We start from the raw sequence: 25,155 nt of genomic DNA on the forward strand, positions 1-25,155 counted from the left end.
AGATTGTAAAAAGGCCCCTAAATAGGGGCTTTTTTATTGCTTGGCTTTATTTTGATAAACACCACGTGTTACTTAAATGTTAATTTATGGGTGTTTGCTTATATTATTTACCGCATCTATAGTGTGGTTATTTTTATAAATGTAACATCATAAAAGGATTTGAATATTTAAAAATGTAAAAAAGTATGTGCATTTAACTGTTTGTCATACTGTAAATTTAAAATGGTTTAATATTATATAACAGATTGTTTTTCTTTGGTTTTAATCCGATGTGTTTCGTTTTAACTTATCTTGGTTTCTTTTTGATGTTGTCGATAAAATAATCACAAATATTTAATCGGTCTACCATTCTATTTATATTTGTTTTCACAATTATTTCTTCTGTGTTAAATCTTTGCTTCCTATTTGGTGCTTGTGTTTTATCGGGAATCATAGGGAATAACTAAAATAACAGAACTTAATGCGGAATAAGATTAATCAAAATTATCACGCCAAATTAAGTTGCAATAAGTAATGACAAGAAGGAATGTCTACTATGCGTATGTCCATTGTTGCATTGAGCATCACGGCGGCCTTATTGGCTGGCTGTGGGAGCGATGATAAGAAGGCTCCGGCACCTGTGCCTAAAGTGAATACTGCCCCGACCACGGCGGATATGACTGTTGATGTGTCACAGTCGATGCTGTTTACTGGAAAACTAGAAGCGAGCGATGCCGAAGGTGGTTTGACCTATTCATTGGTTGACCCGGCCGATCTTAAACTGGGCACCTTTACGTTAGTGAATAAAAACACTGGCGAATTTACCTATGCATCCGATGCCAGCGAAGGGACTGAAGTGGTTCGGTTCAAAGTGTCCGACGGTCAATTACAGGCTGAAGCCAATCTGACAATCAATATTAAACATGGCGATCCCCTCTTTACCTACCAATGGCATTTAAAAAACACCGGGCAGAATGCCTTTGCGGCTCACCGTGGTGTGGCCGGTGAAGATATGAATGTGAGCGGTGCGATTTCAGATAATGCAATGGGACAGGGCATTACCGTTGCTGTGGTAGACGATGGTTTAGAGATTGCACACCCAGACTTGATGAACAATACGGTCAATGGCGGTTCTTATAATTTGATTACCGGTACAGTTGACCCAACGCCTTTCTCGGGTGAATCGGGCCATGGTACTGCCGTTGGTGGGATTATTGCGGCCGAAGGCTGGAATGGTATCGGCGGTCGTGGTGTTGCGCCTAAGGCTAAGTTGATTGGCTTTAACTTTTTAGATCAAGACCCAACGGGTAAAGTCGAGAACGTTCAAACATTTGAAAACTTTGCTAAATCACATGGTGCCAGTGCCTATAGTGATAGCGCGCGAGTCTTTAACCAAAGCTATGGTTACAGCGTGCCATTCCCCCATGGTTTTGATGAGGATGAAACCGAAGTTTATCAAGATATTGCAACCCAAAGTTTCGATGGTAAAGGCAGTATTTTCGTTAAATCTGCGGGCAACGGCTATAACTACTACCGTTACCGTACCTTCTGGTTGCCAGGGGATTATTTCACTGCCACGGCGGAAAAGCCTGCTAACCATGGCTTACCTTTCCATAACTCCAACATGTCCTCTGACAATGCTAACGTGTATAACTTAGTGGTCAGCGCCATTAACGCTAAGGGCGAGCTTTCAAGCTACTCATCTGTGGGTTCGAACATTTTCGTCACTGCACCGGGTGGTGAATATGGTGATGACGATCCAGCGATTGTGACTACCGACCGTATGGGATGTGAGAATGGTTCTGCGATTGCTGAAGATAGACCGAGCACGCCATTCCACGGTGGGTTGAACCCATTAAACCCTAACTGTGACTACACATCGACCATGAACGGCACCTCCTCTGCAGCGCCAAATACCTCGGGCGCGGTAGCGGTGATCATGAGTGCGAATCCAGATCTCTCTTGGCGTGATGTTCGCTATATCCTCGCCAAGACAGCAACCAAAGTAGATGCGGATATTGCGCCTAAAACGGTGACCATAGGTGAGGGTGAAGCCGCTCCAGTGTATACGGCTATCCCTGGCTGGTTGCAAAACGCGGCTGGGTTCTCTTTCCATAACCTCTATGGTTTTGGTCGTGTGGATCTTACCGAAGCCGTTAAACTGGCTAAATCCTATGCCGAAGATTTAGGTGACTATGTGGTCACTGAGTGGCAAGCAAGCCCTGAACTCACTAAGGCTATCCCTGATGCGGACGTCAATGGTGTGACTGATACCCAAGTGGTCGCAGACGATTTAGTGATTGAAGCCGTACAGATTGAGCTGACTGCCGACCATCTACGTCTACCGGATTTAGCAGTTGAGCTGATTTCACCTTCGGGCACTAAGAGTGTGTTGATGACACCTTATAACGGTTTAGTTTACCAAGGTGTGATGGATAAAACTGACCCTGATGATCTGGTCACTGGCTACGATGCAACTCCTATGTTATCGAATGCCTTCTATGGCGAATCATCAAAAGGTGAATGGACAATCAAGCTGATTGATGTGAATAGCGGTAGCTATCGATTTGTTAAATACGATCAAGGCTATATCTCTATCCCTAACGAAGCCGATGGCAAGCTGAAAGGTTGGTCAATTCGTTTCCATGGCCATGCTGCCAAGTCTGCATCTTAAGGAGTAATCAATGAAAGCGTTAAATTTATCGTTAGTGGCTGTGGCCCTTTCACTGTCGGTGCAGGCGATGGCGCATGACAAAGTCGAATTTACTGAACCTCAAACCGAGTCTAAAGGTGTTCAGGTTAGTCGTGCTGAGTTTTTAGGGTTGGATACGCCTTACTTTGTAAAAACTGAGTCAGGGGTCAAGCAGGCTAAGCAGTTGGTTAAAGGGCAAAAAGTGGTCACCCAATCGGGTAAGGCCTTTGCCGAAATGACCGGTAAATTAGTGGTTAAGTTAAAACCAGGTGTGTCGGCTGCCGATTTTGCTAAGGCCCATGGTCTAAAAGTAGATTGGCAAAATAACAATAACTTATTGTTGCTTGCTGCCGATGAGGGCACAGATCTGCTCGGTTTAATTCAAGCGATTAAAGCCTCGCCAGAGGTTGAGCGCGCCAAACTTGACCGCGCACTCGCCAAGCAAGAAATCCAATAATCATCTTGTTAGGTTAACATCGAATAAAGGGCCGCAAGGCCCTTTATTATTCTGATGGTCTGCTCAATAGAAGTGATAAAAGTGGGCAAGTTGAGATAAAAACCGTGGATAGTTAACTACTTAATGATAAATCATCTGGTTCTAGGCGGGCTTGGTGATTACAATCTGCGCTTAAGGGTTATATTTTTACTGACTGCAGCCAATACCTAGCGGCTGAAGACAACGCAGCTCAAGCACCTAACTCAAACACCTCTATGAACTACTGGAATAGCGACAACTTTGAAGGATTAAAGACGATAGGGGCCCAGTATTCGGCCCGGAAGGGGTATGAACTTTTTGGTCAATATTGCTTGCAAAAAGAGCAAGGACTGAAGAAGCAAGCGATTGCGACGGTAAATAAATTCGTATCACACTGTAAGAGCTTATCCTTAGCCGAGCAAAGGCACATCGCAGAGGAGCTATCCTCCTTAGGCTTTTGGCACCGTGAAACACACCAGTTACTCGCTTATCCCCTTATCGTGCTGCTTAAAGGCGTGCTAACCCAATGGGCATTAGATGAGCCCAATAATCCCATCCCCCACAAATGGTTAGGTTTTATTGCTGGGGATATCGATTCCTATGAAAGGGCGTTGGCGCTCGAGCCTACCGATGAAATTTGCCTCACTCAAGTCGCGTTGTCCCATTTAAACAGTGTCGATTTTCAGACCCACCATTTATCTGAATCTGTATTGCTGGGGGATATATCGCGGGCAAAAGACTCGCTAGCGTCAGCACAAGCATTAATCGCGCGGTTACAGACGATAGAGAGTAAATCAAGGCTGCAAAACAGGCATGATTATTACCAGTCGATGATCAATTGCTGGGAGGAGTATTCCACTCTTGTTGGGGTTGAGCCGTTTCCGGATTGGTGCGCCGCCAAAGGCGAGCAGTTTGATTTTTGGTCAGTTGTTTATTATCAACGCTGAGTGAATTTATTCGCGGGATAAGAATGATTAAGCGGTCTGTCGGACAAGTTAGGTCACAGTGGCCGCAGATTGCAGGATAAACCAACGATAGACACTTGCTGGATCAGCATAATGAATACTGAATGCATCAGCTTTAGTGCCTAAATTGAGGGGCTATCGTAACAGCCTGTCGTAAGTCGTATCGTGCACGTGAATATCGTTAAACTTGAAATAGCCGCAGTGTTTGGTAAGTTGGAATAAAGCTGTTAGCACTATTCAATGGAGTGAAGCTATGCGAGAAAGCCTGACTGCGCAACAAAGCCCAACTATGCAAGAAAGCCTAATCAGGTCTGCTATCGCGACGGTGCAAGATGGTGTGGCGCGAGCCGATGGCCAGCTAAGTGTCACCGAGCAGCTGGTTTGTTTTTCCCCCTACAATAAAACCTTAGGACTTGGGCCATATCAGCTGCAAAGAAAGGATATCGCCAAGGTTGAATCCTGTTGGGGTAAGGGCGGAGGCATTTTACCTGTGACTTCTGATGCGATAAAAATCACCTTGATTGATGGCAGCGAGTATCAATTTATTTTGGCCAGTCCCCAAGAGTGGTTGAATCTGCTTAGTCATTAGCTCTTTGACTGCTCCATAAATGCTTATTCAGTCGACATATCTTGAGCGTGTGATACCCAGATTGCTTGCTTAGACGCTTTGCTTAGCGGCTAATTGGACTAAGTTTTCCCACAGTGCCTGCGCCACTGGGCCTAATGGCGAGTGGGGTGGGCGCATCACATAGTAATCGAGTTGGATAAGGTTCTGCCTTTCGCGCAGTTCCAGTGGTAATAGGCTTCCATCCGCGAGGGCTTGTTCCACCAAATAATGTGGCAATTTTCCCCAGCCCATGCCGCTCTGAATGAGCATTCTCTTCGTATAAAAATCATTAACATACCAACGGCGTTGCCCAGCTTGCACCCCAAATTCGATATTGGCGGTGCCAGTGCCAGTATCTTGGATCACAATTTGGTACTCGTTCACCAATTCGCGCACATGGCTTAGAGTGGGGTGGCGACTCAGTAAGCGCGGCGAGGCCACATCCAACAGACTGCCTGAAAATAAGTAAGCCAGCTCAAAATGGCTTGAGCGTATCGGCTCAATGCCGCCCGCTGAAATCGCAATATCGGCTTTGCCTTGATTTAAGGCTTCGAGCGCGCCGGTTAAATATTCTTGTTTAAGAATGATTTGAGTGTGAGGGAATTCATTTTGTGTGCGCTCCAGTATCGGCAAGATGCGGGTTAGATTAAAGGATGCTTCGAAGGCTAAGGTGATACTGGCCTCGTTACCTTTAGCTAAATGCTTCGCGACTTGTCGCATCTCCTGCGCTTCATTCAGTACGCGCTGGGCGTATTGCAGCAGCTTTCGTCCCTCTTGAGTGAGCGTTAAGCGATACCCTTGGCGGTCGAACAGAACTAAATCTAACTGGGATTCCAGCTGTTTAATGCTCTGACTGATCGCAGGCTGAGTCTTATGAAGTTTGTCACTGGCGGCCTTTAGTGAGCCGGCGAGGGCGACGGTATTGAACATCAGCAGTTGTTCTAAGGTCATGGCAAGACTCTTAAACAAATAAAGAATTATTTTAGGAGATGTTAGATATTATTCCATATTTATTTATTTTTTGTGGGCGCATAATTCCGCCATATGACAGTAGTGGGCTCAATGCGAGTCCACTACTTTGCGTTTAGGGTGCCGTTTAGCGAGGGGTCACGCTGAACTGAGTCTAAAAGAGATGAGTAATGAGGTAGTTATGTCGATAAATCAATTATGTTTAGCCAAAGGCAATGCAGATAAAACCGTTGCCGAGACTGACCCTCAAAAACTCTTTATCTGTGCCAATACCTTAAATCGTGCGGCGGTGGTGGTGACGCTGGCGATGAGCATAGTGTTTTTATTCTCGGGCATGGGCAAGTTACTCAGTGTGCCGTTTTTCCATGTGCCCTTTAGCGTAATGAATTTGCCCACGGGTTTTGGCTATTTTATCGGTGTGATTGAAGTGCTGGGCGCCATTGGCATTGGCTGGCGTGAATATCGAGTCCTGTCGGCGACCGCATTACTGTCGGTGATGATGGGGGCCATTTACTACCACTTTAATTACGAAACCACCATGAGCGCGTTACCCGCACTGTCTTTATCTGCGCTGTTGTTTTTAATCATCAAGCTCGATGAAACCGTTGATAGATTAGTGCGTTTTCAACGTCAGCTGGTGGACATGAAAGCGGCTTTCTAATCTTAGCCACAAGACTGGCAAGGTATGATTTACAAGTGATAACTAACGGTTTCATCAAGAGAAGTTTATTATGACGCACGCGAATTCCGCTCTAATGCCAGTGTTATTTGTTCCCCATGGTGGCGGGCCTTTACCGCTACTCAATGATGCAAATCATCTGGAGTTAAGAGCATTTTTATCCAAGGTTTCAGATACTATCCCAATACCCAAGGCCATTGTATTGGTGACGGCCCACTGGGAAGAGGCGCAGGTGACACTGTCGAGTCATCCCCATCCAGGCATGCTGTTCGATTACTATGGCTTTCCCCCTGAGGCCTATACACTTTCTTATCCTGCGCCTGGTGAGCCACAGCTTGCCGAAACCATTGCCGGTTTGCTCAAGGCGAGTGGAATCGCGGTGCGGCTCGACAATCAGCGTGCCTTCGATCACGGCACCTTTGTGCCACTTAAGCTGATGTATCCAGAGGCGAATATTCCTGTGGTACAAATGTCCTTAGTGCAGCACCTCGACCCGAGTGCCCATATCGCGATCGGCGAGGCTCTTGCGGCATTGCGCGAGCAAGGAGTGTTGATTGTGGGGTCTGGCATGTCGTTTCACAATATGCGCGCGTTTTTCTCCGGCGATCCTAAGGTGTTGCCTCGCAGCCAAGGGTTTGATACTTGGTTAACCGATGTCGTGACATCAGGCGATAGCCACGCCAAGGCACAATTAATCGATTGGCAATCGGCGCCGGAGGCGCGTTTTAGCCACCCAAGGGAAGAACACTTAATACCTTTACATGTGTGTTTTGGGGCGGCGCATTTGCAGACACCAAAAGCCACGCATCAATTTAGTGGCCTGTTATTTAACACGGCAATATCGGGTTATCTCTGGTCTTAATCTGCCCCTAAAAGCAAAAGGTTCGTCATGTTGCGTATTAAACACATCATGACGAACCTTTTTGTATTTTAAGCCTTGTCTATTTTACTAGCCGCCTTATGGGCAGGTTTTAAACTCAACTCTGGGGCAATTCCGAGACGTTGATATTCCCGTTTAGGAGGTAAACACTAGTCCCACACTGAATAGAGTACTGAAAATCATGGTGAGTTTTGCCGTGCGTCCCAATAGTGGATTGAGGGCTTCACCCGATACGGCATAGAAATCGCTACTGAGTTTACGGGCAATAAGCAGGGATAAACCCGCCAGCAGTACCGGTAATCCCGGCAGAATGCCCAGTAAGAATCCTGCGATCACTAAACCAAAGGGCAAGTAAATTAAGGCTTGATACAAGACTTTGGCCTGCGCCTCGCCAATCCTCACCGCGAGGGTATGTTTGCCCGCTTGGGTGTCGGTACGAATATCGCGGGTGTTGTTGACCAACATAATGGCGGCGTTAAATAAGCCAATCGCACAGCCTAGTAGCCAAGCATTCATATTGGTATCACCCGCCTGCAGATAATAGCTACCGACTACGGCGACTAAGCCAAAAAACACAAAGGCGGCGACTTCACCTAGCCCGTGTGATGCCAGAGGATACGGGCCGCCGCTGTAGCCGAGGGCGCCTAAAATGGCCGCCGTCGCTAAAATAGCAATCGGCCAGCCGCCATGCCAAATCAAATACGAGCCCACGGTTAATGCTAGTACTAAACAGAGGACCATGGCATTGCGTACTTTATGGGGGGGGATCATGCCACTCTGGGTTACGCGAACCGGACCAATACGTTCGGCGGTATCAATGCCGTTTTTAAAGTCAAAGTAGTCATTGGCGAGGTTAACGGCGATCTGCAATAGGATGGCACACAACATCGAGGTGGCGGCAATCAACCAGCTAAAACGCTCAAGGTGCAGTGCCAGAATATTACCGATTAATAGGGGACCGATTGCCGCGGGTAAGGTGCGGGGCCTGATGGCTAAAATCCAAGGATTCATGATGTCCAGTCGTTATCTAAGAAAAGAATTGGGTAGTGAACAGCGTCATAGCATAACAAGAAATTACGTTAAAGTGAGTACTATCTAATACACGCATGTAATAGAGTTTGAATTGGCGCACAGATGTTTCGCTTTCAGGGGAAAGATTTGTCGCCAAGTTCAAAGAAAATCCACTATGCCTGTGTTTTTATATCTCCTGTGATCCACTGCCAAACATCGGTTAAGCCGATGAACTTCACCCCTATTTTTGTAATAACCAGAGCTGTGAGGTGAATGGTCAAGTGTGGCGTTCAGCGTTAATGTCAATGATAAGGATACGATAGGATGCGTTTCGATAATCAAGTGGCGTTGGTAACGGGAGCAGGCTCCGGGCTAGGGAGAGCCTATGCCATTATGTTGGCTGAGCGTGGCGCCAAATTGGTATTAGTTGACCAACCTAAGGGACGTCCATCCCAAGGCGAGGCATTGAGGGCAACTAGCTCTTCTAACTTAACTCAGGTAACTAACGTAGAACTGCAGCAAACCCATGAGGCCATTTTGAAGCTCGGGGGAGAATGCCTGTATTTTGAAGTGGATGTTAGCCAGCAGGATGATGTCAAGGCGATGGTGAATCGCCTACAGCAAGATTGGCAACGCGTGGATATTTTGGTCAATAACGCCGGGGTTTACGGCGCGTGCTCCTTCGAGCATATCCAACAAGCCGACTGGCAGCGACAGTTTGATGTGGATGTGCATGGTAGCTTTTATCTGACCCAAGCCCTGTGGCCGCTGATGAAGGCCCATGGCTATGGCCGAATTTTGATGACCACTGGGGTGTCGGCGTTGTTTGGCGACTTACATCAAGTCCCGTTTAGCGCCGCCAAGATGGCCCTCGTCGGTATGGTTAATAGCCTTGCTTTAGAGGGCGAGCAATATAACATCCATATCAATAGCCTGTGCCCGCAGGCACTCACGGCTATGACGCATAAACACTTAGCCCCAGCGATTCAACCGCTGTTTTCCTTTGATACGGTCACGGCGACCATGGCATTTTTAGTCAGCAGTGCCGCACCGAATGGCCAGCATTTGCTCGCGGGGGCGGGCAGTGTGAGTCATGGGATGTTTGCCGAATTTCAGTCCATCTATTTCAGTGAGGGGCTGTGCACACCCGATAAACTGGTCAAGTACTGGCCCGAGTTGCATTATGCCTTTCCGATTAATCTGCATACCTGCGGCGAAGATAAAGTGCTGGCTTGGTCAAAACAGAGCGCCCTTGAGCATCATATTAAGATTGAGTAGTGCTTTGGGCGGGCAGAAGCCACAAGATGCAATAAGCTATCGACTCTCTACTGGTCAGCCCTAGTCTAACTGAGTTACCCTTGGGCATTAGTTGCTAATTTTCAGTAGGATCCCATGAGTCAGGTATTAGACGATCTCTTATCATTATTATCCCTCGAGCAAATTGAAATCGGGCTGTTTCGTGGTCAAAGTCAAGACTTAGGATTTGGGCATGTGTTTGGTGGCCAAGTGATGGGGCAGGCCCTGAGCGCCGCTAAGCAAACTGTGCCATCCGAGCGTAAAGTGCATTCGCTACACTCTTATTTTTTACGCGCAGGGGATGAGAAGCTACCCATAGTCTATGAAGTGGAAAATATGCGAGACGGCGGCAGTTTCAGTGCCAGACGCGTGAGCGCAATACAAAAAGGACGGCCGATTTTTCATATGACCTGCTCGTTCCAAGAGCCCGAGGCGGGCTTTGACCATCAGGCCCAAATGCCTGAGGTGCCGGGCCCTGAAGGCTTATTGAATCAAAACGAGCTGGCGATGACCTTAAGGGATAAAGTGCCCGCGCGCATTCTCGAAAAGTTTATGGAAGACGCGCCGATTGAGATGCGGTTAGTCAATCCCTTGCATCCCTTCGCGCCCAAAGAAACCGAACCCTATCGCTATGTGTGGCTAAGGGCGAATGGGCCAATGCCAACGGATGCCCATATTCACGAATATTTGCTGGCCTACGCCTCTGACTTTAACTTTTTAGTCACGGCGGCTCAGCCCCATGGGGTGTCGTTTTTAACGCCGGGGATCCGCATGGCAACAATCGATCATGCGATGTGGTTCCATCGCCCGATTAATATGGGAGAATGGTTGCTCTACAGTATCGACAGTCCAACCGCCAGCGGTGGACGGGGTTACGTACGAGGCCAATTTTTTAATCAGCAGGGTGAGCTTGTCGCATCGACGACCCAAGAGGGGCTGATCCGTATGGTAAAAGGAAGTTAATATGTTGGTGAAAATAAAGTTGTTTCTTTCATTCTTACTGGTGATATTTGCCTTAAGTGGTTGTGTGACGGTACAACCCGATCCTCCGGTGGTGGTGAATGGGGCTGCGGGCTATTTGGAAAAAATCCTTCTGCCCCAAGGCAGTGAAATTACCATTGCGATTATCGATTTGAACACGCCCGGCGTCATCATTGCCCAAAAGAGCTTTAATATCGCTAGGGCGCCTGTGCCGTTTAAGTTCTTATTACCGGCGCAATCTATCGATAAACGCATTAATTACGGCGTAGTGGCCATGATCAAGTATCAGGACAAGGTGATTTTCCAAACCTATGACCGCTTCCCTGTGATTAATAATGATAAATACACCACGGAAGTACTGATGAAAGCGGTACGCACTGAGCCCTAGGCTGAATGCTTTAAAGCCTATTGGCAGGATGGTGAATGTGTTTTTTCGAAAGGGGAGTCAATCCCCTTTTTTATTGCTTGTTTTTTTACTCCTTTATCTTTTCTTTCTTCTATCGGGTGGTCTGACTTTTATCGGATTACCATACTCCGTATTTCTTATGGACAATTAAGTTCGCTAAATAAGTACGGCATTCGTTAAATCATATGCCTGTTATTTGTCCATGCAATCCTCTAATTCATCACAGTCTTAATTGTGAAAAATTATGTCTGCTTGAAATTATTTCATTTAAATGTAATCCGTTTTCATCTTGATTTATCGGTTTTGCATACTGTTAATTATCAATTAAGCAAAGGATTTATTAATGAGTGATAATGAATTTTTATTTGGTTTTTAAGCGCTTGCTAACATTCCCTTTCGCAGCATAAACCATCTCGCATTCCGTTAACCGTTAAACAATGAATATTTATTGAGAACGACATTCTTATTAATTGATTTTATGGGTAATTATCCGGTTAATGAGGTGTTTTAATATGTATCATTACGTGTTAAAACGCTGCGGTAAAGTTCTCTCAGTTACAGTCGTTTTATGATATTGCTGTACTGAATAAATATTAAAAATGGAACTTTCAGCAGTAATTTTAATATAGCGAAGGAAGCGAACATGAAAACAAAAATTGCACTAGCAGTGTCTATGGCATTGCTATCAGCTGCGGCAAATGCGCAAACCGTATTATCGCCAACCGGTGAAACGTTACAGTTAGATATTCCTGCCGAATTATCAAATGATTCGACCCGTGGTCAATTAACCGCGGTTAACAACCAAGATGTAAAATTTATTCCTGAGCCAGATTTAGCCGAGGGAGAATATACCTATATCGTGAGATTACGGGACAGCGCCGTCGCGAATTATCAAGGGGATATTCCAGGCTTTAAGGCCACCAGCCCACAACATGCACAGTCGACCTCACAGGCAAAAAGCTCTGGTAAGACAGGTAATGTCAAACTTAATGCCGCCGCACCTGAAGTCAAAAATTACGTCAGTTTCCTCAAGGTCAAGCAAGAGCGCTTTTTAACGAGCGCCAGCGCGGCCATTGGTACCCGTCTTGAGCCGCTGACCACTTACCAATACGCCATCAACGGTGTTGCCGTGCGTATGACTCAGGCTCAAGCCATCAAACTGGCCGAATTACCTGAAGTGGTTTATATCGAACGCGAGAAAATTGAACAGCTCGAAACCGACGTGAGTCAGGCACTGATCGGCTCCCCAAAGGTGTGGGACGGTAGTGCGACGGGCACTAAGGCCATGGGTGAAGGCGTGATTGTGGCGATTATCGACTCAGGGATTAACTCTGATCACGCTTCTTTCGCCGATGTGGGTGAAGACGGTTACGATCACACCAACCCCTTAGGCCAAGGGATTTATGTGGGTGACTGTAAAACCGATTTTGCCAGCATGTGTAACGACAAGTTGATTGGTGTACGCAGCTACCCTGAAATCACCGATATCTATGACGACGAAAAGGTTTTCGGCGCGACGCCGCCCGCTAAAAATGGCGAAGACTACGGCGGCCATGGCTCGCACGTGGCCAGCACCGCGGCAGGTAACATATTACTCAATGTTCCTTATGTTGAGGGGGAAGTGGGTAAACTCGAAGGTTCGGGGATCCAAACTGGCTTAACGTTTGCGCAAATGTCCGGCGTGGCGCCCCACGCAAACATTATTGCCTATCAAGTCTGTGAGCCTGGTGATCAAGAAGATACATACAGTGGCTGTGCAACGGCGCCGATTTTAAAAGCGATTGATGATGCGATTAAAGATGGCGTGGACGTGATTAACTTCTCCATCAGTGGCGGTGGCAATCCATGGAACAGCGCGACCGAGCAGGGCTTCTTAGCGGCGCGTAATGCGGGTATTTTTGCTGCGGTTGCGGCGGGCAACACTAGGGCAAACATCGCGCAGGTGCCTTATTCATCGTCCAAAAACGCGCCTTGGTATACCTCAGTCGCTAACTCGACTCACAATCGTGAAGTGGTACGCGAGCTGGAATTTAACGGTAAGACCTTTGAATTCACCCCAGGCTCTGGCCCTGTGCAAACCGACGTCGTGAAAGGGCTACCCGTATTTGCAGGCGCGATTGATGCGACCAATGTGGAAGGCTGTAAAGTGTTCCCTGCCGATGCCTTTAAAGACAAAATTGCCGTTATCAAACGCGGTTCATGTGATTTCTCGACTAAAGTGTCGGGTGCATTAACCGCGGGCGCTAAAGCGGTCATAGTGTACAACCGTGATGGTGAAGGCAATGCGCGTTTAACCATGTCGGCATTGGAGAAGTTAAATGTCCCTGCGGTATTTATTGGTAACACCGATGGCGTAGCCTTACTCGAGGCCATGGCCGCCAATCCTGCTGTGGAGCTAACCTTAACCCCGACACCGCAAGCGATTAGCCGTGAGGCCGATGTGTTATCTGCCAGTTCACTGATTGGTCCAAATGCGACCAATGATGTGATTGTGCCTTCGGTGGCCGCTCCTGGCTCAGATATTTACGCTGCTTATGCTGATCAACAATTTGGCCATGATAAATCGGGCACAAATCCAGCCGACTTTACCTTGATGTCGGGCACGTCAATGGCAAGCCCCCATGTTGCGGGTGCTGGTGCGCTGCTAAAGTCATTGCACAAGGATTGGACGCCGGACAATATCCGCTCCGCATTAATGCTAACTGCAACGACCGCACAGGCGATGAAAAAAGCCGATGCTAAAACCGTTGCCGATCCGTTCGATGTGGGCGCTGGCCGTATTCGTGTCGATTTAGCGGCTAAAACCGGTTTAGTGATGGACGAAAGCGCCCTGAACTATGAAATTGCTAACCCAGTCGTGAACGGTGACCCACGTAAGTTAAACGTGCCTAGCATGGCCGATTCTCGCTGCGTGAATACTTGTACTTGGACCCGTACCGTAACCGCAACTCAAGATGGTAGCTGGACGGCGAAGGGCCAAGCGGTGACCGATAAGTTAGCAGTAACGGTATCGCCTGAAAGCTTTACCCTGAAAAAAGGTGCGAGCCAAACCATTACCGTGACCGCCGATGTGACGCAAGTAGGCGCAGATTGGGGCTTTGGCAACTTAGTGCTCGAGTCGGCAAGTTTCCCAACGGCGACTATGCCGATTGCCGCTAAGATTGGTAAGCGTAATCTGCCCAATTTGGTGAACATTGAAGCGACCCGTAATGCGGATGAAATCAATCTTGAAGGCCTAAAGGCGGTGGATTTTGCCAGCGTCGGCGCCGAAGTGTCGGGCCTAAAGCTTAGCCAAACCATTGAGTCAAGCGTGAAGCAAGACTCGAACAATGCCTCATACACTGATGATCTCGCCGATGGCGTCAAAGTGTTTAAATTTGACGTGAATGAAAATGCACTGTATTTCCGTGCATCGATTAGCTACACCACATCACCTGATCTTGATGTGTACGTGCTACTCGATAAAAACGATGGCAGCAAGCTTGTGCGAGTGGCTTCATCGGCGAAAGACGGTTCAGAGGAAAGTGTCCTACTCAACAATCCTGTTAAAGGCACTTACTATGTGTTTGTGCAAAACTACAGCGCTTCATCCGCGACGGCCGATGACGTGTTTGGTTTGAAACAATTGACCTTCTACAACAACGAAACCGCAGGGGATAACCTCACGGCGACCCTTTCTGGCGATACTAAAGACTTCGACGTCAAGCTGGCATGGAAGGACGCGCTCAAAGTGGGCGACGATGGTTTAGCCATGTTGACCCTCACTACGGGTGATGACAAGGTTGCGCCAGTCAAGTTACCCGTTATCTTTGAACGTGTGGGTGATGATGTGCTGTCGCCTCTGGGCAATGCGCTGAGTGGTCAGTTGACACCAGGCGTGGCAAAGATGATGAAGACCCGCATCGAAGCCAACAGAACCCAAGAAACACGTGTGTATAACTTAGAAGCTCTACTGCCTGAAGGCCATGAAGTGGCTAACATCAGCCATGACGGTAAACAGGATGGTAATAAGATCACTTGGGCGGTCGAGATGCCATCGGGCGCTGACGCGAAGGACATCAGCTTTGAGTTGGTACCACGTAAGGCGAGTGTCGATAATCAGTTAAGCCTAACAAACAAGGTCAACAATGCCTCGTCAGAAACCCTGACGCAAAGTTACCAGTTTGATGTGGCTGAAGTGGCGCCAGTGGCTAAGGTGGAAGCGTCAACCTCAGTACAAGAAGGTAAACCGCTGTTTATCGATGCGAGCAAATCATCGGATGCGAACAATGATCCGTTGACCTACAAGTGGACTCAGTTAGGTGGCACCAGCTTTAATTTTGACCCCGCTGCGGCCAAATTAAACTTAGTTGCACCTAATGTGAATGGTGCGGCGCAAACCGTGTCATTCCAACTGACGGTATCCGATAACCATGGTAATAGCGATTCGAGCTTAGTGTCTGTATCTATTACTGATACTCCGCCGAAGAAGGATGACGGTGGTGCTCTTGGCTGGTTAAGCTTATTACTGCTGCCATTTGCCTTTGGTCGCCGTAAACCGCGCTAACTTGTTATGAGTTAACCTATTTCACCTTAAGTATTAGGTGACGCATTAAAAGGGCCGAGCAATCGGCCCTTTTAATTGCTTTTTGTTAGCGGTTTTTCATTAAAAATTCCACAAAAGCGCGGTCGGCTTGGCTGACGGGGCGCTGCTTTTTCCACGCGATATGCAGATTTAAAAACACCGGCGGGTCAAAAGGTTTAGCAAGAATGTCATCTTTTGGACTGATGGCCATTTCGAGCACGCTGGTGATCCCAAATCCCTGGGAGACAATCTGTTTGATTAAGTTAATCAGGTTAGTCTCAAAGGCGATATTGGGCTTTTTACCCAGATCTTTGGCTTGGGAGAGGATCCATTCCCGGTGGAAATAGCCAGTTTTAAACATCACCAATTCATGGTCAAAGAAGTCGTTGAGGCTGACGGCAGGATGATCGGCGAGCGGGTGCTCGGCGCCCATGGCGATCACCATCTGCTCACGGATCAACAATTGGCTATCGAAGTCACTCTGCAGATCCTGGGCGGTAATGATGGCAATATCCACTTCTTCCTGCTGTAACATCCGTAGCGCGTCACGAGTACCGCCTTCGAACAGTGACAGCTTTAACTCAGGATATTGATGGCGAAACGCCATAAGCCGTGAGGGCAGATAGAAGGAGCCCAGCATACCCGGCACTGCAATCCGTACTTCCCCCGAGGTAAGATTCGCCATGGCTCGGATTTGCGCTTCCGCCTGCTTGATTTGTTTTAGGATCAACGTGGCATGCTGGTGCAACACTAAGCCTTCGGCGGTGAGCGCGAGGTGCTTGTCATTCTTATTGCTGGTGCGATTAATCAGTATCACCCCAAGCGACTGCTCGAGCCGTTTAATACTTTGACTCAGGGCAGGCTGCGCCATATTGAGCTTCTTGGCCGCCGCGGTAAAACTGCCGGTATTGGCCAGCGCATCTAAATGTTTAAGTTGGCGTATATCCATGATGATCTCTATTTTTGGGGCAATAGCACTTATGCTCGATGGCTCTTATACACTATTAAACAGTGCTTTAAGGGTTAACAAGGCGCCATAACCCAGTACAGTCGTATCTCGCATGGCTTGGCCGATAACAAGACGTATCGCAACTGTTAGCTATAACAAAAATCAATAATTTCAATATAAATTATCTATTATTGTTATGTTATGCCCAGTGCTAATCTTTGTCTATCCTGAGAGTGATGCGTTATCGAGGCCAAAAGTGCAAGCCGTGTTAGACACTATTATCGACAGTAAACAACGTGATACCCGACTAATGTGGGCCCTGTGTGTGGCTTCCGTGGTGGTGTATATCAATCTGTATTTGATGCAGGGCATGTTACCGCTGATCGCAGAGCATTTTGCGGTATCGGGCTCACAGGCAACGCTTATCCTCTCGGTCACCAGCTTTTCGCTGGCGTTTTCGCTATTAATTTATGCGGTCGTGTCCGACAGAATTGGCCGCCATACGCCGATTGTGGTGAGCCTCTGGCTACTGGCGCTGTCGAATCTGCTGTTGATTTGGGCAGGGGATTTTAATGCACTTGTCTACGTGCGCTTTTTACAGGGCGTGCTGTTAGCTGCGGTGCCCGCCATTGCCATGGCCTATTTTAAGGAGCAACTCTCGCCAAGCACTATGCTCAAAGCCGCGGGCATTTACATCATGGCCAACAGTATCGGTGGGATTGTCGGCCGGTTACTCGGCGGGGTGATGTCGCAGTTTTTATCTTGGCAAGAGTCTATGTGGTTGCTGTTTTTAGTCACGCTTGCGGGCGTTGCCTTAACCAGTTATTTATTGCCTTCTGGCGCCGATGCGCAGGCGGTCTCGGGTGGACAAACTACCTCGCCAACACTCTCAAAACGGGCACGTTTATTACAGGATTTTTATGGCTTTAGCCATCACCTTACCGATCCGCAGATGCGTTTAGCCTATGCCATCGGTGGGATCACTTTTATGATGATGGTGAATCAATTTAGTTTTATTCAACTGCATTTGATGGCCGCGCCCTACGAGTGGAGCCGTTTCCAAGCGACGTTGATTTTCCTGTGTTATTCCAGTGGTACCGTGGCCTCCTATTTTACCGCCAAGTGGCTGGCAAAATTTGGTCAGCACAAGTTATATCAATGGTCTTGGTGCTTGATGTTACTGGGCAGTTTATTGACCCTGTTCGATACCCCAGTCACGATTAGCCTAGGCTTTTTGATGACGGCCTGTGGCTTCTTCTTAACCCACAGTTGCTGCAATTCCTTTGTGGCGATGCGCGCGAGTCGCGACCGCGCTAAGGCGACGTCGTTGTATCTGTGTTGCTATTACTTAGGCGCAGCGCTGGGCGGGCCTTACCTGATGCTGTTTTGGCATAAAGCCGAGTGGCAGGGGGTCGTGATGGGGTCATTAACACTGCTTGCATTAATCGCCTTGTCCATCGCTCGGTTGCGTTATCACCAAACCCAGATGAGCCGCGTGGCGTTATAGTCTGCTAAGCCCGTTAGCGCCGCAACCCACAACAGGTTCGATATCCACTGAACGTTTAGGCCAACGATTCCCTGTTGGCCTTTTTGTACGCCAGATTTGCCCTTGCGGCTATTCGCGTTAAACCGATACATATAGCCGAACTCGACATTGCTGCGTTATCCGGCCTCGATTTCCTCACCTCTCACTACATGATTTCCGCATTTTCGGAGTTTTAGGCAAGTAACTACGAGTTTCATGGCTTCAATGTCTTGGGCGTTTTGTCGACAATTTCAGCATGAGTTGCCATGGCATTTTACGTATATCGCCTAAGTGACGCCTCTGTTCCCCATTAAGGACTGAATATGAAAACATCGAACGGTGCATTGTCTTTGGCGGCATTGCTGATCTCGGCATTGTTGATAAATACAAGCATGCCGGCCTTAGCGGCAACATCGGGCCATCAAGGTGATTTATCCCATGGTGTTAACAATTTTTATCGGAGTGCAACCCTGACTATGCAAAAAGTCACTTTTCCAAACCAATACAAAATGAATGTCACGGGCAATCTGTATTTGCCTAAGGGTATGAAGGCGGGCGAAAAACGCGCCGCCATTATCGTGGGCCACCCGATGGGCGCGGTAAAAGAACAAAGTGCGGTGCTCTATGCCCAGCAACTGGCCGAACGCGGCTTTGTAACCCTCGCCATCGACTTATCCTTCTGGGGTGAGAGTGAGGGCAAGCCCCGCAATGCCGTGTTGCCAGACATATACGCCGAAGACTTTAGCGCCGCGGTAGACTTTCTGGGCACCAGCGAGTTTGCCGATAGGGAGCGCATTGGCGTGCTCGGGATCTGTGGTAGCGGTAGTTTTGCCATTAGCGCCGCGAAAATTGACCCACGCATGAAAGCCATTGCCACCGTCAGCATGTATGACATGGGCGGATTTAGCCGTCATCTGTATGGCAAGTCGTTGACCTTAGCGCAGCGCAAACAAATGATCGCCGAGGCGGCTGCGCAGCGTTATGTGGAGTTTAGCGGTGGTCAAACCCAATACACTGGCGGTACGCCCCATGAAATCGATGAAAACTCTCACCCCATTGCCAAGGAGTTTTATGACTTCTATCGCACCCCAAGGGGAGAGTATACGCCAGCGGGATCATCGCCTGAGCTGACGACACATCCGACCCTGAGCAGTAACACTAAGTTTATGAATTTTTATCCATTTAACGATATTGAGTCTATTTCTCCGCGACCATTGTTATTTGTTGCTGGCGATGAAGCGCATTCACTGGAGTTTAGCCAAGAAGCCTACAGCCTCGCAGCAGAGCCTAAAGAACTCTATCTGGTAAAAGGTGCTGGCCATGTTGACTTGTATGACAGAGTGAAGCTAATCCCCTTCGATAAGTTGACGCAATTTTTCACTCAGTATTTGTAATTTAGCTCACGGGCCAGCGCTTTTGCTGGCCTTGATGATTTCTCGCAGAGGCGTGTCATTTTACGTTTCTGCCTCAATCCACAGGGGATGAAATATGCAAACCATTGGATATGCAGCAGCGTCGGCACAAAGCCCGCTAGAACCTTATCACTATGAGTGCCGTGAATTACGCGACAACGATGTCGCTATCGAAATTCTCTATAGCGGCGTCTGCCATAGCGATTTACACACAGTGAAAAACGATTGGGGCTGGACGGTTTATCCCACAGTGCCAGGCCATGAAATCGTTGGCCGCGTGGTGCAAGTGGGCAGCCAAGTTAACAAATACAAAGTGGGCGATCATGTCGCTGTGGGCTGTATGGTCGACAGTTGTCAGGAATGTACTCACTGTCATCATGGTGAAGAGCAGTTTTGTGAGCAGGGTTTTACCCAAACCTACAACAGTGTCGATAGGCACACCCAAGAGCTTACCAAGGGTGGCTATGCCAAGCATATCGTCGTGCGCCAAGAGTTTGTGCTGAGTATTCCAGCATCGCTCGACCTTGCTAAAGTCGCGCCCTTACTCTGTGCGGGGATCACTACCTATTCGCCCTTAAGAACCTGGAACGTTGGGCCTGGCAGTCAAGTTGCGGTCATTGGTATGGGCGGTCTAGGCCATATGGCGATCAAACTTGCGGCCGCGATGGGCGCCCATGTTACTGTACTGAGCCGTTCGGAAAGTAAGCGCAGCGATGCGCTGGAACTCGGTGCGAGTGACTTTTTGATCTCTTCAGATCTTGAGCGCATGCAGCAAGCCGCTAATCGCTTCGAGCTTATCATCGATACAGTGCCAACAAAGCATGACATTACCCCATACCTGCCGTTATTGAAGGTGGATGGCACGCTCACCTTAGTCGGTCAAGTGGGGCCGATTGCCGAGGTGAATACTGTGCCTATGGTGATGGGACGTCGCCGTATTGCCGCCTCACTCATTGGTGGCATTGCCGAGACCCAAGAGATGCTCGATTTCTGCGGCCGGATGAACATTTTGCCAGAGGTCGAGATGATCACAATGGAGCAGATTAATAAAGCCTTCGAGCGGCTTGAGAAATCCGACGTGCATTACCGGTTTGTGATCGATATGCAGGCCTCTTCCTTCTAGGCTAAGAAGGTTATTTCATTTGTTAAAAGGGCGGTTTGCGGACCATTCCCCATGCCGCCATCACTTTTAAATCAGCTTAAGACAACGTCAGCAAAGGAGTTTTTGATGAATACCTTAGAAACCGCATCCATGACACTGATCCCCGCAGGAACACAGCAGTCGATTAAAGGACCGAGTGAATGGTTTACCGGCGAGGTGGTGATCAGCAGCTTATTTAATGCGCCGCCACCAGCGCGGGTGGGTATGGCCGTAGTGAACTTTTCCGCAGGCGCGCGAACCCATTGGCATAGCCATCCACTTGGGCAAATGCTATTGGTCACCCAAGGCGAAGGCTGGACCCAGTGTGAAGGTGGTGAGCGCACTACAATTCGCCCAGGAGATTTGATTTGGTGTAATTGTGGTAAGCGGCATTGGCATGGTGCAACGGCATCATCTTCCATGCAGCATGTGGCCGTTCAAGAGGCGCTTGAGGGGAAAGCGGTCGATTGGTTTGAACCTGTGACTGATACTGTGTACTTAAATGGCGACAGTGTCGGCGAGTAACTCAATCACTGGCGAAAGTGCTCGGAATTAAAAGAAAAAAGGCGAACTCAATGTCGCCTTTTTTGCTTTTATGTTTTGCGTTTTATGGTTAGGGCTGTTTATCGAACACCACCTCGAGATCTTTGCCGCTAAGCAGTTCGACAAATTCATCACTCATCTCTTTACTCGTCTCGTTACTAAGAGTGCCGAGCGGAATTAAGCCATCGGCATAGCCAAAGTCCCTATAGAACAAGGCTAAGTTACCCCAAGGGGCGTAATAGGTGATATCGCCGCGTTTAGCGCTGGTGCCTTTTGGCGCCTGTGCTTTGGTGAGCTTTGGCTCGAGCATGGCGATTTTTTCGGTATTGGCATAGTCCTTAAGCGTGAGTTTTAGGGGTAAGCGGGCGTAGAAATCCTTTGCCGTTGGATTATCGAGGAGGGTAAATCGATATGCTTTGCCGTTTGCGGTCACACTAATCTTCATCGAAGTCACCTTAGATTGCGTCATGGCGTTTGTAGCTTGCTTTGGTTTAACTTGCTTTGGTTTAGCTTGCTTTGGCGAAGAGTCGCCAAGCTTGATTCAGGGCTTGTCATATTGTGCAGGGGAGACACTCTCTAACCATGTGACCACCTTACCCGCGTTGGCTTCTTGTATGGCGATATGTGTCATGGGTGTGCTGCTCGTCGCGCCATGCCAATGTTTGACATTCGCAGGGATCTGCACCACATCCCCTGGATGAATTTCAAGGCGTGTTTGACCTTCTTGCTGCACCCAGCCCATTCCAGAGGTGACGATTAAGGTTTGCCCCACGGGATGAGTATGCCAATGGGTGCGACTGCCCGGCTCAAAGGTAACTAAGGCGCCAGATGCGCGACCTTCGCCCTTGGCCTGAAACAAAGGCTCAACGCGCACTCGGCCGGTAAAATAGTCTTCGAGCCCCGTCGCTGGGAGCTGAGTGCCATTGCGGGCAATACTAATTTGCTCAAAGGCACTCGCTGTTTTAGGCATTATCTCTGATACAGGCACTGATACAGGCACTGGCTCTGTTGCCTGCACGCCAAGCGTTAACAATAGCAGGGAGCCTAATCCAAAATGCATGGGTTTCATCGATTTTCTCCTTTATTCAATGGCTAAAAAATCACTTATTCGGATCCCTTATTCTTGCCGCTTGCAGGCTTACAGGGTAGTTCATTCGTCGGTAATGCTTGCCTAATTCTCCAAGAGTTAGGCATTTCGTATACTAATGAGTTAGGTAGCGAGTAAGATAAATTCAGATGACCGAGTGCCGACTGTTACTGATAAAAATTGGTGAAACTGATGAGCGAGATGCAAATGATGAATGGTTTTTCCCAAGAGCTTGCCGACAATGTGGCCAAAAGAACCCTTGGCGTCGAATGGGCATCATCTGAGGTCGAGGGGCTTGAGTTTTATCGGCAGAATGCGCCCACCTCCAATTCGGTCTGTATTGTCGAGCCAAGTATTGCGCTCGTGGTGCAAGGGACGAAGAGCATGACCCTAGGGGAGCAGGTATTGATCTACGATCCGAGTCGATTTTTAATCACCTCTTTAGAGTTACCCGCCACCATGCAAGTGTTAGAGGCCAGTGCTGAAAAACCTTACCTCGGTGTCGTGCTAAAACTCGATTTGGCGGTGATGAGTGACTTAATGTTGCAAACACCCTTGGCGAGGCAAAAGGATACAGTTACCGAACAAGGCATGATTTTAGGCCATTCCACCCCAAGCTTGTTGAATGCTTTCAGCCGGTTAGTCGCCTTACTCGATGAGCCTGAGTCGATTCCTGTGCTTGCGCCTCTGATTAAAAGAGAGATTTTTTGGCGAGTGCTTATCAGTGAGCAGGGCGCGCGCTTAAGGCAAATCGTGTCGGCGGGCAGCCATGGTTTACGCATCGCGCATTCTATCGAGTGGTTGAAGATGAATTTTGCCCAACATTTTAGCATTGATGATTTAGCTGATATGACCCGAATGAGTAAATCGACCTTTCACCATCATTTTCGCCAATTGACCTCAATGAGTCCGCTGCAATATCAAAAACGATTACGCTTGATGGAGGCTCGCCGATTGATGTTAGGAGAGAGCATAGATGCTGCCGCAGCCGCTTATCGTGTCGGTTATGAGAGTCCATCGCAATTTTCCCGGGAATACTCGCGCCTGTTTGGCAATTCCCCCAAACGAGATGTCGATATCCACTGGTTATCATCGACCTAAGCTAAGCAAGTCAGCTAGACACGATAACCTAGAGTCACGGATGTGGGATAAGTGATTGGGCTTGAGTAGGGTTGAGTGCTTTGGCTAGAGCACGACTGGTTACATGGCTTGGAGTCAGTCGTATCGAACAGGCAATTGTGAGAGCAAAGGCCTGAGTGTGTAAGTTATTCGTAACAAACCAAATCGTTTAAATGATTTATTATGTGCGCTGCCTCATGGTAGGCTTACTTACTCAAGAGACTGCTAAAGTGGCGAGAGCCGCAGACTGGATTCGATGTCAGTCCATCCAATAGATCAAGGTAAAACAACCCCATGACCCAAGCCAAATTCGTTGAAGGTTCGATTCTTCGTCATATCCTCGTGATGAGTTCGACCGCTGCCGTGGGGATTTCTGCCTTATTTGTGGTCGATTTGCTCGATATTTTCTTCTTAAGTTTGCTTGGTGAACATGAGTTGGCTGCTGCTGTGGGCTATGCGGGCAGTATTTCGTTTTTTACCACATCTATTGGCATCGGCCTCTCGATTGCGCTCGGCGCGTTAGTTTCCCGCTCGATTGGTGCAAAGGATGTGGAACTGGCTAAACGCCTATTGCTCAATAGTGCGGCGGTGACCACCTTAATCAGCCTCTTCGTGAGTGTGGTGGTGACCTGCTTTATCCCCGAATTAGTGACCTTGGTGGGGGCGAGCGGCCATACCGCCGAACTGGCCGAGAGTTATTTGTACATTTTGGTGCCTTCTTTACCCTTTATTTGCCTTGCGATGGCCCTTGGCGGTGCGCTGCGTGCCGTTGGGGATGCCAAGCTGTCGATGATGTCGACCTTAGCGGGCGGCGGGGTTAATGCGGTACTGGATCCGATTTTTATTTTTCTGTTTGCCATGGGGATTGAAGGCGCGGCATTGGCGTCGGTGCTTGCCCGTATTGCGGTCTTTATCATTGCCGGGCGCGGTGTAGTGGTCAAACATCAACTGCTGGGTAAGTTTAACTTCAGCTATTTTGTTGCCGATCTCAAACCGATTTTCGCCATTGCCGGGCCTGCCATGCTGACGAATATCGCTACGCCCATAGGTAACGCCTTTGTGACCCGCGCGATTGCCGATTTTGGCGATGCCTATGTGGCCGGTTGGGCAGTGCTTGGCAGGTTAATCCCGGTCACCTTTGGGATGATTTTTGCGTTATCCGGCGCTATCGGGCCGATTGTTGGGCAAAACTTTGGGGCGGGCCGATTCGACCGGGTGCGTGAGAGTTTAACCAAGGCGATTCAATTTTGTACCTTGTATGTGGTGGTGATGTCGCTATTGCTGTTCTTGCTTAAATCGCAGGTGGTGAGCCTGTTCGATATGAAAGGCGATAGCGCGGCGCTTATCGAGTTTTTCTGTAGCTATATCGCGGTGTTTTTTACCTTCTCTGGCATTTTATTTGTGGCCAATGCTTCGTTTAATAATCTGGGCAAAGCCAAATATTCCACCCTGTTCAATGTTGGTAAAGCGACGTTAGGCACTGTGCCATTTGTGTATTTTGGCGCGCAGTGGGGCGGGGTATACGGTGTATTAATCGGCCAAGTATTAGGCTCAATTCTGTTTGGGATCATGGGCGTGTGGGTGGCCTACCGCTTAGTCGATAAGGTGGCTCTGGCAAGTCGTGAGAATGCAGCGCAGTCTGTCGTGAGCGATACCAAAGAGGCGCAGAATAAGTGCCAGCAGCTACTGGCGGGGGACGAGGAAGAAATTGCCAATTGTGTTGGCCAAAATCTGCCCTCATCTACGAGTCCGTTTTCATCCTCCCATGTGCAAATGGGCCAATTGACCGAAGAGCAGGAATGCGAGGCGGTCACCGCTGCGGTGGATTTTGATAAAGCGAAACCCAATACGCCGTAAACCCTTAGATAACCATCT

At 48.4% G+C, this 25,155-nt stretch carries 21 protein-coding genes; 16 read left to right on the forward strand and 5 right to left on the reverse strand.

Features of this window, described 5'->3' with window-relative positions:
* The first annotated feature begins 535 nt into the window (after positions 1-535).
* From K0H60_RS08720 to K0H60_RS08735, 4 genes are all read left to right on the forward strand, one after another.
* Positions 536-2,653, forward strand: a complete 2,118-nt coding sequence (locus tag K0H60_RS08720; protein ID WP_011716707.1) for a S8 family serine peptidase — start codon at positions 536-538, stop codon at positions 2,651-2,653.
* Positions 2,654-2,663: 10 nt separating this feature from the next.
* Positions 2,664-3,128, forward strand: a complete 465-nt coding sequence (locus K0H60_RS08725) for a serine protease external chaperone (RefSeq protein ID WP_011716708.1) — start codon at positions 2,664-2,666, stop codon at positions 3,126-3,128.
* A 350-nt stretch (positions 3,129-3,478) separates the two neighbouring features.
* Positions 3,479-4,093 (forward strand): hypothetical protein, encoded by a 615-nt coding sequence (locus K0H60_RS08730; protein ID WP_258405804.1) that lies wholly within the window; start codon positions 3,479-3,481, stop codon positions 4,091-4,093.
* Positions 4,094-4,364: 271 nt separating this feature from the next.
* Positions 4,365-4,700: a hypothetical protein gene (locus tag K0H60_RS08735; RefSeq protein WP_258405805.1), complete on the forward strand. Its 336-nt coding sequence runs from the start codon at positions 4,365-4,367 to the stop codon at positions 4,698-4,700.
* Positions 4,701-4,769: 69 nt separating this feature from the next.
* On the opposite strand, the gene K0H60_RS08740 is transcribed toward K0H60_RS08735, so the two are convergent.
* Complete coding sequence (locus K0H60_RS08740) at positions 4,770-5,669, reverse strand: LysR family transcriptional regulator (RefSeq protein WP_220057882.1); 900 nt, start codon at positions 5,667-5,669, stop codon at positions 4,770-4,772.
* 199 nt (positions 5,670-5,868) lie between these two features.
* On the opposite strand from K0H60_RS08740, the gene K0H60_RS08745 reads away from it, so the two are divergent.
* Both K0H60_RS08745 and K0H60_RS08750 read left to right on the forward strand, forming a co-directional pair.
* Positions 5,869-6,348, forward strand: coding sequence for a DoxX family protein (locus tag K0H60_RS08745; RefSeq protein ID WP_220057883.1), 480 nt, complete (start codon positions 5,869-5,871; stop codon positions 6,346-6,348).
* Between the two features lie 70 nt (positions 6,349-6,418).
* Positions 6,419-7,228, forward strand: a complete 810-nt coding sequence (locus K0H60_RS08750; protein ID WP_220057884.1) for a DODA-type extradiol aromatic ring-opening family dioxygenase — start codon at positions 6,419-6,421, stop codon at positions 7,226-7,228.
* A 153-nt stretch (positions 7,229-7,381) separates the two neighbouring features.
* Here the strand turns inward: K0H60_RS08750 and K0H60_RS08755 are convergent, their stop codons facing one another.
* On the reverse strand, positions 7,382-8,257 hold the full coding sequence (locus K0H60_RS08755; RefSeq protein ID WP_220057885.1) for a 1,4-dihydroxy-2-naphthoate polyprenyltransferase: 876 nt from the start codon (positions 8,255-8,257) through the stop codon (positions 7,382-7,384).
* A gap of 324 nt (positions 8,258-8,581) precedes the next feature.
* Between K0H60_RS08755 and K0H60_RS08760 the strand changes: the two genes are divergently transcribed.
* From K0H60_RS08760 to K0H60_RS08775, 4 genes are all read left to right on the forward strand, one after another.
* Positions 8,582-9,535 (forward strand): SDR family NAD(P)-dependent oxidoreductase, encoded by a 954-nt coding sequence (locus tag K0H60_RS08760; protein ID WP_220057886.1) that lies wholly within the window; start codon positions 8,582-8,584, stop codon positions 9,533-9,535.
* 114 nt (positions 9,536-9,649) lie between these two features.
* Positions 9,650-10,516 carry an acyl-CoA thioesterase II gene (tesB, locus tag K0H60_RS08765; protein ID WP_220057887.1) on the forward strand — a complete coding sequence of 289 codons (867 nt, stop codon included), beginning with the start codon at positions 9,650-9,652 and terminating at the stop codon, positions 10,514-10,516.
* Between the two features lies 1 nt (position 10,517).
* Entirely contained in the window at positions 10,518-10,922 is a 405-nt protein-coding gene (locus K0H60_RS08770; RefSeq protein WP_220057888.1) for a YbaY family lipoprotein, read from the forward strand.
* A 661-nt stretch (positions 10,923-11,583) separates the two neighbouring features.
* Positions 11,584-15,486: a S8 family serine peptidase gene (locus K0H60_RS08775; protein ID WP_220057889.1), complete on the forward strand. Its 3,903-nt coding sequence runs from the start codon at positions 11,584-11,586 to the stop codon at positions 15,484-15,486.
* 85 nt (positions 15,487-15,571) lie between these two features.
* Here the strand turns inward: K0H60_RS08775 and K0H60_RS08780 are convergent, their stop codons facing one another.
* Positions 15,572-16,453 carry a LysR family transcriptional regulator gene (locus K0H60_RS08780; protein WP_220057890.1) on the reverse strand — a complete coding sequence of 294 codons (882 nt, stop codon included), beginning with the start codon at positions 16,451-16,453 and terminating at the stop codon, positions 15,572-15,574.
* 256 nt (positions 16,454-16,709) lie between these two features.
* Between K0H60_RS08780 and K0H60_RS08785 the strand changes: the two genes are divergently transcribed.
* The 4 genes from K0H60_RS08785 (at position 16,710) to K0H60_RS08800 (ending at position 21,056) form a co-directional block, all read left to right on the forward strand.
* Positions 16,710-17,960, forward strand: coding sequence for an MFS transporter (locus K0H60_RS08785; RefSeq protein WP_220058138.1), 1,251 nt, complete (start codon positions 16,710-16,712; stop codon positions 17,958-17,960).
* A 341-nt stretch (positions 17,961-18,301) separates the two neighbouring features.
* Entirely contained in the window at positions 18,302-19,372 is a 1,071-nt protein-coding gene (locus K0H60_RS08790) for an alpha/beta hydrolase (RefSeq protein ID WP_220057891.1), read from the forward strand.
* Between the two features lie 94 nt (positions 19,373-19,466).
* Positions 19,467-20,513 carry an NAD(P)-dependent alcohol dehydrogenase gene (locus K0H60_RS08795; RefSeq protein WP_220057892.1) on the forward strand — a complete coding sequence of 349 codons (1,047 nt, stop codon included), beginning with the start codon at positions 19,467-19,469 and terminating at the stop codon, positions 20,511-20,513.
* 105 nt (positions 20,514-20,618) lie between these two features.
* The gene (locus tag K0H60_RS08800) at positions 20,619-21,056 is read left to right on the forward strand and encodes a (R)-mandelonitrile lyase (RefSeq protein ID WP_220057893.1); all 438 of its coding nucleotides are present in this window, start codon (positions 20,619-20,621) and stop codon (positions 21,054-21,056) included.
* Positions 21,057-21,144: 88 nt separating this feature from the next.
* On the opposite strand, the gene K0H60_RS08805 is transcribed toward K0H60_RS08800, so the two are convergent.
* Together K0H60_RS08805 and K0H60_RS08810 are read right to left on the reverse strand one after the other, a co-directional pair.
* A complete protein-coding gene (locus K0H60_RS08805; protein WP_220057894.1) occupies positions 21,145-21,519 on the reverse strand; it encodes a cyclophilin-like fold protein in 375 nt (124 codons plus the stop codon).
* Positions 21,520-21,615: 96 nt separating this feature from the next.
* Positions 21,616-22,143, reverse strand: coding sequence for a (R)-mandelonitrile lyase (locus tag K0H60_RS08810; protein ID WP_220057895.1), 528 nt, complete (start codon positions 22,141-22,143; stop codon positions 21,616-21,618).
* A gap of 210 nt (positions 22,144-22,353) precedes the next feature.
* Here K0H60_RS08810 and K0H60_RS08815 point away from each other — a divergent pair, with 210 nt between their 5' ends.
* Entirely contained in the window at positions 22,354-23,262 is a 909-nt protein-coding gene (locus K0H60_RS08815; RefSeq protein WP_220057896.1) for an AraC family transcriptional regulator, read from the forward strand.
* Between the two features lie 312 nt (positions 23,263-23,574).
* Positions 23,575-25,137, forward strand: coding sequence for an MATE family efflux transporter (locus tag K0H60_RS08820; RefSeq protein ID WP_220057897.1), 1,563 nt, complete (start codon positions 23,575-23,577; stop codon positions 25,135-25,137).
* Positions 25,138-25,155 lie beyond the last annotated feature (18 nt).

Source organism: Shewanella mangrovisoli (genome assembly GCF_019457635.1).
Classification (GTDB): Bacteria; Pseudomonadota; Gammaproteobacteria; order Enterobacterales; family Shewanellaceae; genus Shewanella; species Shewanella mangrovisoli.

What these genes read in the sequence shown, in the direction of transcription:
- K0H60_RS08720 (WP_011716707.1), top strand. Translation starts at nt 536, where the DNA reads ATGCGTATGTCCATTGTTGCATTGAGCATCACGGCGGCCTTATTGGCT.
- K0H60_RS08725 (WP_011716708.1), top strand. Translation starts at nt 2,664, where the DNA reads ATGAAAGCGTTAAATTTATCGTTAGTGGCTGTGGCCCTTTCACTGTCG.
- K0H60_RS08735 (WP_258405805.1), top strand. Translation starts at nt 4,365, where the DNA reads ATGCGAGAAAGCCTGACTGCGCAACAAAGCCCAACTATGCAAGAAAGC.
- K0H60_RS08740 (WP_220057882.1), bottom strand. Translation starts at nt 5,669, where the DNA reads ATGACCTTAGAACAACTGCTGATGTTCAATACCGTCGCCCTCGCCGGC.
- K0H60_RS08745 (WP_220057883.1), top strand. Translation starts at nt 5,869, where the DNA reads ATGTCGATAAATCAATTATGTTTAGCCAAAGGCAATGCAGATAAAACC.
- K0H60_RS08750 (WP_220057884.1), top strand. Translation starts at nt 6,419, where the DNA reads ATGACGCACGCGAATTCCGCTCTAATGCCAGTGTTATTTGTTCCCCAT.
- K0H60_RS08755 (WP_220057885.1), bottom strand. Translation starts at nt 8,257, where the DNA reads ATGAATCCTTGGATTTTAGCCATCAGGCCCCGCACCTTACCCGCGGCA.
- K0H60_RS08760 (WP_220057886.1), top strand. Translation starts at nt 8,582, where the DNA reads ATGCGTTTCGATAATCAAGTGGCGTTGGTAACGGGAGCAGGCTCCGGG.
- tesB (WP_220057887.1), top strand. Translation starts at nt 9,650, where the DNA reads ATGAGTCAGGTATTAGACGATCTCTTATCATTATTATCCCTCGAGCAA.
- K0H60_RS08770 (WP_220057888.1), top strand. Translation starts at nt 10,518, where the DNA reads ATGTTGGTGAAAATAAAGTTGTTTCTTTCATTCTTACTGGTGATATTT.
- K0H60_RS08775 (WP_220057889.1), top strand. Translation starts at nt 11,584, where the DNA reads ATGAAAACAAAAATTGCACTAGCAGTGTCTATGGCATTGCTATCAGCT.
- K0H60_RS08780 (WP_220057890.1), bottom strand. Translation starts at nt 16,453, where the DNA reads ATGGATATACGCCAACTTAAACATTTAGATGCGCTGGCCAATACCGGC.
- K0H60_RS08790 (WP_220057891.1), top strand. Translation starts at nt 18,302, where the DNA reads ATGAAAACATCGAACGGTGCATTGTCTTTGGCGGCATTGCTGATCTCG.
- K0H60_RS08795 (WP_220057892.1), top strand. Translation starts at nt 19,467, where the DNA reads ATGCAAACCATTGGATATGCAGCAGCGTCGGCACAAAGCCCGCTAGAA.
- K0H60_RS08800 (WP_220057893.1), top strand. Translation starts at nt 20,619, where the DNA reads ATGAATACCTTAGAAACCGCATCCATGACACTGATCCCCGCAGGAACA.
- K0H60_RS08805 (WP_220057894.1), bottom strand. Translation starts at nt 21,519, where the DNA reads ATGAAGATTAGTGTGACCGCAAACGGCAAAGCATATCGATTTACCCTC.
- K0H60_RS08810 (WP_220057895.1), bottom strand. Translation starts at nt 22,143, where the DNA reads ATGAAACCCATGCATTTTGGATTAGGCTCCCTGCTATTGTTAACGCTT.
- K0H60_RS08815 (WP_220057896.1), top strand. Translation starts at nt 22,354, where the DNA reads ATGAGCGAGATGCAAATGATGAATGGTTTTTCCCAAGAGCTTGCCGAC.
- K0H60_RS08820 (WP_220057897.1), top strand. Translation starts at nt 23,575, where the DNA reads ATGACCCAAGCCAAATTCGTTGAAGGTTCGATTCTTCGTCATATCCTC.